General features: G+C 59.8%; 11 protein-coding genes. 2 read left to right on the forward strand and 9 right to left on the reverse strand.

Annotation, left to right across the window (positions count from 1 at the left end; genetic code table 11):
- Window positions 1-7: 7 nt before the first annotated feature.
- Together ACUTSU_RS07270 and ACUTSU_RS07275 are read left to right on the forward strand one after the other, a co-directional pair.
- Entirely contained in the window at window positions 8-1,408 is a 1,401-nt protein-coding gene (locus ACUTSU_RS07270) for an amino acid permease (RefSeq protein WP_445650429.1), read from the forward strand.
- A gap of 94 nt (window positions 1,409-1,502) precedes the next feature.
- On the forward strand, window positions 1,503-2,405 hold the full coding sequence (locus ACUTSU_RS07275) for a DMT family transporter (protein WP_445650430.1): 903 nt from the start codon (window positions 1,503-1,505) through the stop codon (window positions 2,403-2,405).
- A 100-nt stretch (window positions 2,406-2,505) separates the two neighbouring features.
- Here ACUTSU_RS07275 and pdxR read toward each other — a convergent pair whose 3' ends face one another.
- The 9 genes from pdxR to paaF all read right to left on the reverse strand — a co-directional run bounded on the left by pdxR (window position 2,506) and on the right by paaF (window position 11,953).
- Window positions 2,506-4,014: a MocR-like pyridoxine biosynthesis transcription factor PdxR gene (gene pdxR / locus ACUTSU_RS07280; RefSeq protein ID WP_445653965.1), complete on the reverse strand. Its 1,509-nt coding sequence runs from the start codon at window positions 4,012-4,014 to the stop codon at window positions 2,506-2,508.
- Between the two features lie 81 nt (window positions 4,015-4,095).
- Window positions 4,096-4,692, reverse strand: a complete 597-nt coding sequence (gene paaY / locus ACUTSU_RS07285) for a phenylacetic acid degradation protein PaaY (RefSeq protein ID WP_445650432.1) — start codon at window positions 4,690-4,692, stop codon at window positions 4,096-4,098.
- Between the two features lie 188 nt (window positions 4,693-4,880).
- Window positions 4,881-5,819: a phenylacetic acid degradation operon negative regulatory protein PaaX gene (gene paaX, locus ACUTSU_RS07290; RefSeq protein WP_445650433.1), complete on the reverse strand. Its 939-nt coding sequence runs from the start codon at window positions 5,817-5,819 to the stop codon at window positions 4,881-4,883.
- A gap of 78 nt (window positions 5,820-5,897) precedes the next feature.
- Complete coding sequence (paaK, locus tag ACUTSU_RS07295; RefSeq protein WP_445654015.1) at window positions 5,898-7,205, reverse strand: phenylacetate--CoA ligase PaaK; 1,308 nt, start codon at window positions 7,203-7,205, stop codon at window positions 5,898-5,900.
- A 17-nt stretch (window positions 7,206-7,222) separates the two neighbouring features.
- Window positions 7,223-8,428 carry a 3-oxoadipyl-CoA thiolase gene (gene pcaF, locus ACUTSU_RS07300; protein ID WP_445650434.1) on the reverse strand — a complete coding sequence of 402 codons (1,206 nt, stop codon included), beginning with the start codon at window positions 8,426-8,428 and terminating at the stop codon, window positions 7,223-7,225.
- A complete protein-coding gene (gene paaI, locus ACUTSU_RS07305; RefSeq protein ID WP_445653966.1) occupies window positions 8,425-8,865 on the reverse strand; it encodes a hydroxyphenylacetyl-CoA thioesterase PaaI in 441 nt (146 codons plus the stop codon). Before paaI ends, pcaF begins: the two co-directional genes overlap by 4 nt.
- On the reverse strand, window positions 8,862-10,382 hold the full coding sequence (locus tag ACUTSU_RS07310; protein WP_445653967.1) for a 3-hydroxyacyl-CoA dehydrogenase: 1,521 nt from the start codon (window positions 10,380-10,382) through the stop codon (window positions 8,862-8,864). Before ACUTSU_RS07310 ends, paaI begins: the two co-directional genes overlap by 4 nt.
- 2 nt (window positions 10,383-10,384) lie before the next feature.
- Window positions 10,385-11,176 (reverse strand): 2-(1,2-epoxy-1,2-dihydrophenyl)acetyl-CoA isomerase PaaG, encoded by a 792-nt coding sequence (gene paaG, locus ACUTSU_RS07315; protein ID WP_445653968.1) that lies wholly within the window; start codon window positions 11,174-11,176, stop codon window positions 10,385-10,387.
- Between the two features lie 3 nt (window positions 11,177-11,179).
- Window positions 11,180-11,953, reverse strand: coding sequence for a 2,3-dehydroadipyl-CoA hydratase PaaF (paaF, locus tag ACUTSU_RS07320; RefSeq protein ID WP_445650437.1), 774 nt, complete (start codon window positions 11,951-11,953; stop codon window positions 11,180-11,182).
- Window positions 11,954-11,960: the final 7 nt, after the last annotated feature.

The following is an 11,960-nucleotide window of genomic DNA, read 5'->3' on the forward strand; positions in this document are numbered from 1 at the left end:
GAATGCCATGAAACAGATGAAAGGTTTTGAAGAAATTGCGCGGCGGCAGGGCGGTTTGAAGAAACAGCTCACCGCCGGGCAGATGACCATGCTGGCGATAGGGGGGGCGATCGGTACTGGGCTGTTTCTCGGCAGTGCCTATGCCATTCAGATGGCCGGCCCCAGCGTCCTGCTGAGCTATTTTATTGGTGGCGTGGTGGCGTTGCTGCTGATGGGATGCCTGGCGGAAATGACCTCTGAACACCCAACGCCGGGCTCTTTCGGTGACTATGCCGAGTTTTATATCAGTCCGCTGTTCGGTTTTCTGGTGCGTTATTCCTACTGGTCCTGCGTGGTCTTGGCGGTGGGTACCGAGGTCACCGCTATCGGTATGTATATGCAGTTCTGGTTCCCGACCACGCCGATCTGGCCCTGGGTGCTGCTGTTTTCTGCGGCGGTAATTGTCATCAATGTGATTGGCGTCAAGTCCTTCGGCCAGGTGGAGTATGCGCTGTCGACCATCAAGGTGGTGGCCATCGCGGCCTTTATCGCCATTGGCATCGGCATTTTGGTGTTTTCCGCTAACCCGGCCTACGGTATTCACAACTTTACTGCCAATGGTGGGTTCTTCCCGTTTGGCGTCAAGGGCATGTGGTTCGCGGTGATTGTGTCGATTTTCAGCTATCTGAGTATTGAGATGATCGCAGTGGCCGCTGGTGAAGCCAAAAACCCGGTGATTGCGGTGAAGACTGCCTTCAAGGGCACCATCTTGCGGTTGTTTATTTTCTATATGCTGTCGATTGCGCTGATGCTGGCGATCGTTCCCTGGCGGCAGTCCGGAACCGGTGAAAGCCCGTTCCTGATGGCGATGAACGTCATCCACTTGCCCGCCGCCGCCGGTATCTTCAATTTTATTGTGCTGGTGGCTGCGCTGTCGGCGATGAACAGCCAGTTGTATATCACCACCCGTATGATGTTCTCGCTGTCGCGCGCCGGGCAAGCCCCGGCTGTGCTGGGCCAGGTCAGCAAACGCGGTATTCCGGTGAGCGCATTGGTGATGTCGTGTATTGGCATTGTGGTGTCGATCGTACTGAGCTTGGTTTATCCGGAGAAAGCCTTTGCCGCCATGATGTCTATTTCGGTGTACGGCGCTTGCTTTACCTGGCTGATGATTTTTGTCACTCACCTGTTTTTCCGCCGTCAGCATCGCCAAACCCACCTGAAATTCCGCATGTGGGGTTTTCCCTACACCACGCTGGCCGGTGCCGGACTGATGACCGCACTGTTGATCTCGACGGCGTTCACCGAGTTTTTCAAGATGACGCTGTGGTTCGGTATCCCGTTCACCCTGCTGCTGGTGGCCATCTACTTCTTCTATAGCCGCCATCAGCGGCTGCCCGCAGTGATGGAAACGTCGGAGTTAGAGTAAAGTGGTTTGCTGATAATGTCGTTATCTGGTTCTGGTAATAAACCACTTTAACCGGAGAATAAGGGATCTTTCGCCGGTATAGAGTGGTGTTGCCATGAGCAGTGAGACAGAAAAATTTCAGGTTGTCGGCCGAAGCGATAATTCGGCACAGGGGTGGGTTAACGGCTTTCTGGGGATGTTGATTTTTAGCGGTTCTTTGCCCGCCACGCGTCTGGCGGTGCAAGAATTTGAGCCGCTTTTCCTGACCGCGATGCGGGCGGTACTGGCAGCCATACTGGCGCTTGGCGCGTTGGGGCTAATGCGTCAATGTTGGCCGCAGCGGCAGGATTTTGTGCCGCTGGTGATGGTCGCGATCGGGGTCGTGATCGGTTTCCCGTTGCTGACGGCGTTGGCCTTGCAGCACACCACCTCGGCGCATGCGTTGGTGTATATCGGGCTATTGCCACTGGCTACCGCCTGTTTTGGCGTACTGCGCGGAGGAGAACGTCCGAAAATCGCTTTCTGGCTGTTCTCTGTGTTGGGCAGTCTACTGGTGGGGGCCTTTGCGCTAAGTCAGGGGGCGGGCGCTTCCTGGGTGGGTGACCTGCTGATGGTGGCGGCGATACTGCTTTGCGGTCTGGGCTACGCGGAAGGCGCGATGCTGACGCGTAAGCTCGGTGGCTGGCAGGTGATCTCCTGGGCGTTGGTGGTGGCTTTACCGCTGACGGCCGGGGTTGCCGTTTGGGCTGCACCGGCGAGTTGGCCGCAGGTCAGCGTAGGGGCGTGGCTTTCTCTGGGCTATATTTCGCTGTTCAGCATGTGGATTGGTTTTATCTTTTGGTATCGCGGTTTGGCGCTGGGCGGCATTGCCGCCGTAGGTCAGTTACAACTACTGCAACCCTTCTTTGGTCTGGCGCTGGCCGCGTGGGTGCTGCATGAAACCATCCAGCCTTCGATGATTGCGGTGATGGCCGGGGTATTGGTTTGCGTGTACGGCGCAAAGCGGTTTTCGCGCTGAATCGGGCATACGATATTCTCAAGTGAGTCCCCTCTCCAGGGGATAGGGCCGGGGTGAGGGGCTTAAGTCTCGGTTTTGCATGTTTCCCCTCACCCTCACCCTAACCCTCTCCCAAAGGAGAGGGGATTGCTGCATCGGCTAACGTCATCAGCACCTGATTCAGTCGTTGGGCGGCGCGGTGGATTTGCAGATCATCGTAGCCGCCCAGTCCGAGTATCAAGCCGCTTTTCCCGCTGCCGACGCCATACATTGGTGAAAGCGCACTTACCGCTACTCCAGCCTCGGCGGCATGGCGAGCGACCATTTGGTCGTCCAGCCCCGCCTTCAACCACAACACCATATGCATGCCCTGATCGCTGGGGTGCAGCGTCGCCAGCTCGGCAGAAACATGGGCATTGATGGCTGCGGTTAATACCCGCCGTTTTTCCGCATACACGCCGCGCATACGGCGGATATGACGATCCAGATGCCCCTGCGCCATAAAGCTGGCCAGCACGTGCTGATCGGCGCTGGGCGGGTGGCGGTCCATCAGTACGCGTGCGCCGCAAAAGGCATCCACCAGCGGCCTGGGTACGATGGCGTAACCCAGCCGCAACGAAGGGAAAAGGATCTTGCTGAAGGTGCCTAGGTAGACCACTCTCGCCGGGTCTACCCCCTGCAATGACGGAAACGGATGGCCTGAATAGCGCATTTCACTGTCGTAATCATCCTCGACAATCCAGGCCCGGTGCTTTTTGGCCCACGCCAGTAGCTCGAGCCGACGCGTCATGCTCATTGGCATGCACAGCGGGTATTGGTGAGAAGGCGTGACAAAAACAGCTTTGGCCTGCGGCGCGATTTTACTGCCTGCCACCACGTCTATTCCTTCGGCATCCACCGGCACTCTGACCATTCGCCGGTCTCTGAAGACGCTGTTAAAGATGGCGGTAATGCCGTGATAGGCCGGATCCTCCACCCAGGCGGTGTCACCGGTGTCCAGCAGAATTTGCGTCGCCAGATACAGCCCTTGTTGAGTGCCGGAGGTGATAATCACCTGTTCCGGCGTACAGAGTACCGAACGGGATTTGCGGACGTATTCACAGACCGCCTTGCGCAACGGCAGTGCCCCCAGTGGTTCGCCGTAGCCTGCCGGAGCGCCTGGCCCACGGGCGCGGATGCGGTTGCCGAGACGACGCCAGACGTCATCGGGCGCGGTATCATTGATGGGCACCGAGACGGTGAAGGGAATCGGCGGCAGCGGCCGTAACTGACCGGCAAATCGCGCCAATGCCTGCGCCTGGCTGGAAAGGGGAATGTCACAAATATCAGCCGGATTGAGTGGTGCCGGGGGCTGGCGATGAAGTGACAGGGCGACGCGGGTACCTGAACCGGGTTGCGCTTCGAGAAAGCCCTCGGCCGTCAGCTGTTCGAAGGCTGCCAGCACCGTGCCTCTGGCCAACTGCAACGCACCTGCCAGCACGCGGGTGGAGGGGAGCAGTTCGCCAGGTTTAAGTTCGTCTCTGTTGATAGCGGCCCGCAACGCTTGAGCAAGCTGCAGGCTAAGCTGCCCCGCTTGACGATCAAGCTCGCCGATGGCGGGGACTTCAACCGTTTTGGCCGTTCTTGGCATCGATTCCGGTCCAGGTAAAAAGAGTTAAACAGGGTAATCACTGTAAACCACTTTTTACCGAAATAGCGTATTTTGTGATGCTTAAAGCTGACTTTTTGGTATCAGGTGGTCGCCAAAACTTAAGCGCTGACGGCCCGGTTCGATTTCGCTCAGTGGGGCGACTTCTTGCAGAGAAGATTTACAGCGCAGTACCAAATCATGGTATTCACGCGTGCCGACCACTTTCCACGCCAGTTCCTGTTCGGTCAGGTCGCGCAATACCCGTGCCGGGCTACCGACCACCAGCTTGTTGGCTTCAATCACCGCGGCGGCCTTAACGAACGCCATGGCACCGACGATGCTGTTCTCACCGATCTCCGCGCCGTCCATGATCACCGCATTCATGCCGACCATGGCGTTACGGCGGATGCGGCAGCCGTGCAATATCGCGCCGTGGCCGATATGACCGTCCTGTTCCACCACGGTGTCCTGCTGCGGAAAGCCGTGCATCACGCAGTTGTCCTGGATATTGGCGCCGTCACCAATCACCAGACGGCCAAAGTCGCCGCGCAGGCTGGCATTGGGGCCGATATACACCTGTTTGCCGACGATCACATCGCCAATCAATACCGCCGTCGGGTGCACATAACTGCTGGGGTCTACTACTGGGGTCAGGCCATCAATCTGATACACGGGCATAGCAAAAACTCCTAAGGTTGTTTCCCATAATAGTACGTGAGCGACGCTGGCGGTCATTTGAGCGCGCAGCAAGGCGCGGGTCGTGAGGTTTGGTGGGCCAAATAAGCGGCTCGTAACACAGGTGCGCGTTCAAATGGCCCCAGCCCTTCGGGTCTGCGACGGTGCCACGTCCTATTGTGGGACACGACCTACAGTGAAGGATCGCGCGGCAGGCCGCCAAAGCGCCGGTAATAGCCGGCCGCCGGGGCGGGCAGAGCGCCGATGGTAGTTTCCGCCAGCGCGCTGACATACTCGGTCGCGGCGCGGTCCACCCGTTGATAAATATTGATACACAGGTTGCGGGCGATCTGTCCCTCCCACTGAACGGGTAACAGGGCGTCCGGCAGCAGCGGATCTTTGAGCACCACGCGGCGGAAGAAGTGGATCAATAATAGCTTAATCTGGAAGCAGCGCTGGGGTGTCAGCAGGGCATCGTCGGTTTCGCGCAGCAGCGCCATTAGTGGGCGGAAAGAGACGATAAACTCATGATAATCGGCGGCGACCTCGCCCAGCGCCCAGCAGTTGGCCACCAGCTGCTGCAGGGTTTGTTCGGAGCGGTTATAGGGGTAGTCGGCACGAAAATAGATCACTTGCTCGCTGGCATTAAGCTCGCCAAGCAGGGCGGTGACGTCGGTTTGTACATGGGTAGGGGCCGCCATCAGGTTATTGGCTATCTGGCCAAAACCCAGCCAGCCCAGCTCTTTTTTCAGCCGTGCCCGTTCGCTTTTCTCCGCGCTTTCCAGCAACAGCAGATCCCATTTCCCGTCCCAGGCCGGTGGCTCGCTGAGGTAGATTTTCGACTCGGCGTGGCGGAACTGGCGCATACCCTGTTCGGTCACCCGATAGAAGCTGCGGCGACCGATTTTTTCGACCTCCAGCCAGCCCTCTTTTTGCAGGCGAAATACCGAGGTGCGCACAAAGCGGTCACCGAAACCCATCGCCTCCAGCAGTGCGCTCAGGCTGCCGAGCCACACTTCGCCACCGCGATGACTCAGCGCATCACCGTACAGGGAGATAATCAGTGACGTGCCGCTGATCGGCTGGGCGTCTATAGCATGGCGGATAAACTCATCCAGTTTATGTTCCATATTTTCCCATGGGTTAGCTGACGATGAGACACAACATTACCACAAATTCTTGAGGCGTCATCCGTGACGCGAAGAGAATCAACGGGGGCGCAGGTCGACCACCCGCTGGGCCTTGCCTTCCGAACGCGGGATATCGCCGCAGTTGGCAATGCTGACGTCGGTGCTGACGCCGATAATCGATTTGATATGGTGACGAAGCTGGTGGCAAATCTCACAGCGCTGCTGATGGCTGAGGCTGAGCGCGGCCTCTTTTAATTCTACGCGTACCGCTAATGTATCCAGGTGCCCACTGCGGCTGACCTGCAGCTGATAATGTGGCGACAGCTGTTCGAACTGCATAATTTGTTCTTCCACCTGCGACGGGAACACATTGACGCCACGGATGATCAGCATGTCGTCGGAGCGCCCGGTGATTTTTCCCATCCGGCGCATCTGGCGTGCATCGCCCGGCAGCAGGTGGGTGAGATCGCGGGTACGGTAGCGGATCACCGGCAGCGCCTCTTTGGTCAGGGTGGTAAACACCAGCTCGCCGTGCTCCCCATCCGGCAGGGCAATACCGGTTTCCGGGCAGATGATCTCAGGCAGGAAGTGATCTTCCCAGATAGTCGGGCCACCGCCGCTTTCGGCGCACTCCATCGCCACCCCTGGCCCCATCACTTCGGACAGACCGTAAATATCCAGCGCCTTGATGCCCATGCGGCTTTCAATTTCATGCCGCAGCGCTTCGGTCCATGGCTCTGCGCCAAACACCCCGAGACGTAATGAGCAGCCACGGGCATCGCCGCCCATTTTGCGTTCCAGTTCGTCGATCAGCGTTAAACAGTAGGATGGCGTCACCATGATCACGTCGGGTTTGAAATCCAGTATCAGCTGCGCCTGCCTTTCGGTTTGGCCGCCGGACATCGGGATCACCGTGGCCCCCAGCCGCTCCGCGCCGTAGTGAGCGCCCAGCCCTCCGGTGAACAGGCCATAACCATAGGCCACGTGCACCTTGTCTTTGGCCGTAGCCCCGGCGGCGCGCAGGCTGCGGGCGACGATATCGGCCCAGTTATCGATGTCCCGCTGGGTATAGCCGACCACGGTAGGTCGGCCGGTCGTGCCCGACGAGGCGTGAATACGCACCACCTGTTCCATTGGTACGGCGAAGGTATCGAATGGGTAATTGTCGCGTAAGTCCTGTTTGGTGGTGTAGGGGAAACGCGCCAGATCGCTCAACTGTTTAAGATCATCGGGGTGCACACCCGCCTGATCGAACTTGCGTTTATACATCGGCACATTGTTATAGGCGTGGTGCAGTGTCCATTTCAGCCGTTCCAGCTGCAGCGCTTCAATTTCATCACGCGAGGCGAACTCAATGGCGTCGAGTGGCGGTGGATTGGTAGTCATCATTATTAGCCTCGGGGTTAAACTCGCTCAATGATCATGGCGATGCCTTGGCCGACGCCGATGCACATGGTGCAAAGCGCATAGCGGCCGGAACGCCGTTCCAGTTCAAACAAGGCGGCCAGCGCCAGACGTGCACCGCTCATTCCCAGCGGGTGGCCAAGGGCAATAGCGCCACCGTTGGGATTCACCTGAGGGGCGTCGTCCGGCAGGCCAAGCTGGCGCAGTACCGCCAACGCCTGGGCAGCAAAGGCCTCATTCAGTTCGACAACGTCCATTTGCGCCAGGCTTAGCCCGGCCAATTCCAGTACCTTGCGGGTGGCCGGCAGTGGGCCGATCCCCATCAAGCCGGGTTCGACGCCGCAGGTGGCGGTGGCGACGATGCGTGCTCGTGGTGTCAACCCCTGGCTGGCGGCCATCGTCTCGGAGGCGACAATCAGCGCCGCTGCACCGTCGTTTAGGCCAGAGGCGTTACCGGCGGTCACGGTTCCAGGTTGGCGGAACGGCGTTTTCAGCGCCTGCAATTGTTCCAGTCGGGTGTCTGCGCGCGGGTGTTCGTCCTGACTGAACAACGTCACCGCGCCTTTTTTACCGCTGAGGCTGACCGGCACTATTTCCTGCGCCAGTAAGCCAAGTTCTTGCGCCCGGGCGGCGCGTTGCTGGCTGCGCAGCGCGAAGGCGTCCTGATCGGCGCGGCTGATGTTGAATTTTTCCGCCACGTTTTCGGCGGTTTCCGGCATCGAGTCGGTGCCGTACTGTGCCTGCATCAGTGGATTGATAAAGCGCCAGCCCAGCGTGGTGTCATACAGTTGTGCCTGACGGCTGAAAGCGCTATCGGCTTTGCCCATCACCAGCGGTGCGCGGGTCATGGATTCTGCGCCGCCGGCCAGCACCAGCCCGGCTTCACCAGCCTTGATGCTGCGTGCCGCCATCGCCAGTGCGTCCAGCCCCGAACCGCACAGGCGGTTGACAGTAGTGCCGGAAACGTTCACCGGCAGGCCTGCCAGCAAAGCCGCCATACGGGCCAGATTGCGGTTGTCTTCCCCGGCCTGATTGGCGCAGCCGAGGATCACGTCATCCACCAGTGACCAGTCCACCTGAGCGTGGCGAGCCAACAGGGCACGCAGCGGCAGCGCGGCCAAATCATCGGCACGTAGGTTGGCCAATGCGCCGCCGTAGCGGCCAATCGGTGTGCGAACGCCATCGCAGATAAACGCCTGACTCATGGTTGTTCCCCTAAAATGGCATGGCCGAGGCGATGTGCCCGCCCGCGAAACCAGGCGACGGTTTTACCCAGCTGGTTGACTATCTCCACGTCGTACAGCCCGGTGGTTTTGCCCTGATGGCGTACCTCGGCGCTGGCGGTCAGGCGGTCGCCGGCCAGTGCCGGGCGAATAAACTCGATATTGCAGCCAGAGGCCACCGCTGCCAGCCCCTGACTGTTGCAGGCATAGGCGAAGGCGGTGTCCGCCAGGCTGAACAGTTGGCCGCCATGGCAGGTCTGATGTCCGTTGAGCATCTGCGGGCCGACGGTCATGCTGACGCGGGCAAAACCGGTATCAACCGCATCCACCCGCATGCCCATTGCCTGAGCACAGGTATCCTGTTGAAACATCTGTTCAGCGCAGCGTTGCGCCAGTGCATGTGGCGTATTGGCGTTCATGGTTGGGCTCCTGAAGAGAGGGATGCGTAATGACGCAGCAACGGCATCGGGCGGTAACGTGGCTCGCCGTAGTGGCTTTGCAGGTTTTCCAGCGTGGTCAGGATTTGTCGCCAACCCAGGGCCGCCCCCCATTCCAGCGGGCCGCGTGGGTAGTTGACGCCAAAGCGCATGGCGTGGTCGGTATCCCCGGCACTGGCGACGCCCTTGTTGACCACGTCAAGCGCCTCATTGGCCAACATGGCGAGGGTGCGCATCACCAACAGACCGGGATAGTCCGGCAAAACGATCACCTTCTTGCCGAGAGATTGCAGCAAACGCACGATGGTGGCGTTGTGCCGGGCCTCGTTTTGCGCCGCGCAGCTGATAGCGACGGTGGGGGCCTGCGAGTAGTCGGCTGAGAGATCAAACAGCACCACGGGAGTTGCGGTTTCATTGGCCACCTGGCTGGCTGTTTTACCATTCGTTAACATAAGTGTAACTTCATCAATCCGGGCGTAGGCGCTGGTCTGGCCAGGTTGTTTGATCGACTGCGCATTTCCACTCAGTAATTCGCTCAGTAACGCCATGCCCGCGGCATCGCCATGCAGCTTGATGCTGCGCGGCAATTCCGCCGTGGATTCCGGCAGAACTTCAGCCGCCGGCAGTTGATGATCGCCATAGCGATAAAAACCACGGCCGCTTTTGCGGCCCAAGCGCCCGGCCGCCACCAGTTCCTGTTGTACCAGCGAGGGGGTAAAACGAGGATCCTGGAAGAAAGCCTGAAATACCGATTCGGTCACGGCGTAATTGATATCCTGACCAATCATATCGGTCAGTTGCAGTGGCCCCATGGCGAAGCCACCCGCGTCGCGCATCACCGCATCCAGCGTGGCGGCGTCGGCAACCTGTTCCTCCAGTGCGCGCAGGGTCTCGGCATAAAACGGCCGTGCCACGCGGTTAACGATAAAGCCCGGTGTGGAGCGGCACAGCACGCTTTGCTTACCCCATTGCCGGGTTAGTCTTTGCAGTGTGGCGACGGTTTCGGCACTGGTGTCCAGTCCGCTGACGATCTCCACCAGCTTCATCAACGGGGCTGGGTTGAAGAAGTGCAGCCCGGCCAGACGCTGTGGATGTTGCAGCGCACCGGCGATCGCGGTAATCGACAGCGAGGAGGTGTTGCTGGCAAACAGCGTGGCGGGGGAGCACAGGGTTTCCAGCTCACGGAACAGGCTTTGTTTGATTGCCAGCTTTTCCGCCACCGCTTCTACCACCAGACCGCTGTCGGCCAGCGAATTAAGCGACTCTGCCGGCTGAATGCGCGCCAGCAGGGCTTCGGTGGTGGTGGCGTCGGCCTTGCCGGCCGCAACACGCTGATGCAGCCGCTGGGCGAGTGCATCGAGTGCCTGCCGGGCAGCATCGGCGACAATATCAAACAGCTGCACCTGATGCCCGGCGGCGGCGGCCACCTGAGCGATACCGATGCCCATGGTCCCGGCACCAATCACCGCCACCCTGAGGTTTAAGTTCGGCTGGTTCATGGTTATTTCCCGCTGAAATTTGGCGCGCGTTTGGCGAAGAAGGCGCTGACGCCCTCGCGGTAGTCGTCGCTGCGACCGCCCAGACGTTGCAGATCGCGTTCCAAATCCAGCTGCTGGTCGAGGGTGTTGTTGGCCGAACGGTAGAGCGCTTTTTTAATCAGTCCCAGCCCATAGGTCGGCTGAGTAGCCAGATGTTGCGCCAGCGTTTGGCTGGTGGTGGCCAGCTCATCTGCAGCAACCACCTGCCAGATCATGCCCCAGGCCAGCGCCTGCTGTGCGCTGACTTTGTCCCCCAGCATCGCCATCCCCATGGCACGGGCGTGGCCTGCCAGACGCGGCAGGAACCAACTGCCACCGGAGTCCGGTACCAGTCCCAGACGGCAGAAGGACTGGATAAAATTGGCATTGTCGGCGGCGATGACGATATCGCAAGCCAGTGCCAAAGCGGCCCCGGCACCCGCCGCCACGCCGTTGACGGCGCATACTACCGGTTTTGGCAAGGCGGTGAGACGGCGGATCAGCGGGTTGTAGAAACGTTCCACCGACAGGCCGAGATCCGGCGCCTGTTGCTCAACGCTGACGTTGCGATCGTTCAAGTCCTGCCCGGCGCAAAAACCACGTCCGGCACCGGTAATCAACAGGCAGCGTACAGTTTCGTCGCGCTCGGCGAGGGTCAGCGCTTCAGCTAGCTGGCGGTGCATTTCATCGTTAAAACTGTTGAGCCGATCGGGCCGGTTAAGGGTCAGGGTCAGCACCCCGGCTTCCAGATGGGTGAGAATCAATGCGTTATCCATAAATCAGCGCCCCTGATAGTTTGGCGTACGTTTTTCGAAGAAGGCTTTGATGCCTTCACGGCGATCGTCGGTGGCGGCCAGGGTGACAAACTGCTGGCGTTCGATGGCCAGCCCCTGGCTCAGACCGGTTTCTTCAGCCTGTTTCAATGCCTGCTTGGCGGCGCGTAATGCCAGCGGCGCCTGTAGGCTGATGCGTTCGGCCACCTGTTGCGTGCGCTCCAGCGTCAGCGCATCGACACAGACTTCGCTGACCAGGCTACTTTGCAGTGCGCAGCTGGCGTTGATGGCTTCACCGGTCAGCACCATCTGGTTGGCGCGGGACTTGCCGACGCAGCGGATCAAACGCTGAGTGCCTCCGGCTCCCGGCATCAGGCCAAGAGTGATTTCCGGCAGGCCAAAACGGGCGCTTTCGCCGCAGATAACGATGTCGCAGGCCAATGCCAGTTCACAACCGGCACCCAGCGCATAGCCGTTGACCGCCGCCAGCAGCGGTTTGCTGAACTGGGCCAGGCGCTGCCACAACAGCGGACGGCGATCCGTCAACGTGGCGGGCAAGTCCTGTTTTTGCAGCTCGTGCAGGTCGGCACCGGCGGCAAAGAAGCGGGGCGCGCCGGTAATCACCACTGCGCCAACGCCGGCATCTGCATCGGCCTGTTCCAGTAAATAAACCAACTGCTCCAGACACGGAGTGTTCAGGGCGTTGCGCGCCTCAGGGCGATGCAGTGTCAGTGTCACCACCCGCTGGTGTTGCTGTCGCAGGACAAAAGGGGTTTCCATTGGCGGC

It is taken from the genome of Serratia sp. NA_13 (genome assembly GCF_052691735.1).

What these genes read in the sequence shown, in the direction of transcription:
- ACUTSU_RS07270 (WP_445650429.1), top strand. Translation starts at nt 8, where the DNA reads ATGAAACAGATGAAAGGTTTTGAAGAAATTGCGCGGCGGCAGGGCGGT.
- ACUTSU_RS07310 (WP_445653967.1), bottom strand. Translation starts at nt 10,382, where the DNA reads ATGAACCAGCCGAACTTAAACCTCAGGGTGGCGGTGATTGGTGCCGGG.
- paaK (WP_445654015.1), bottom strand. Translation starts at nt 7,205, where the DNA reads ATGACTACCAATCCACCGCCACTCGACGCCATTGAGTTCGCCTCGCGT.
- paaI (WP_445653966.1), bottom strand. Translation starts at nt 8,865, where the DNA reads ATGAACGCCAATACGCCACATGCACTGGCGCAACGCTGCGCTGAACAG.
- paaY (WP_445650432.1), bottom strand. Translation starts at nt 4,692, where the DNA reads ATGCCCGTGTATCAGATTGATGGCCTGACCCCAGTAGTAGACCCCAGC.
- paaX (WP_445650433.1), bottom strand. Translation starts at nt 5,819, where the DNA reads ATGGAACATAAACTGGATGAGTTTATCCGCCATGCTATAGACGCCCAG.
- pcaF (WP_445650434.1), bottom strand. Translation starts at nt 8,428, where the DNA reads ATGAGTCAGGCGTTTATCTGCGATGGCGTTCGCACACCGATTGGCCGC.
- paaF (WP_445650437.1), bottom strand. Translation starts at nt 11,953, where the DNA reads ATGGAAACCCCTTTTGTCCTGCGACAGCAACACCAGCGGGTGGTGACA.
- paaG (WP_445653968.1), bottom strand. Translation starts at nt 11,176, where the DNA reads ATGGATAACGCATTGATTCTCACCCATCTGGAAGCCGGGGTGCTGACC.
- ACUTSU_RS07275 (WP_445650430.1), top strand. Translation starts at nt 1,503, where the DNA reads ATGAGCAGTGAGACAGAAAAATTTCAGGTTGTCGGCCGAAGCGATAAT.
- pdxR (WP_445653965.1), bottom strand. Translation starts at nt 4,014, where the DNA reads ATGCCAAGAACGGCCAAAACGGTTGAAGTCCCCGCCATCGGCGAGCTT.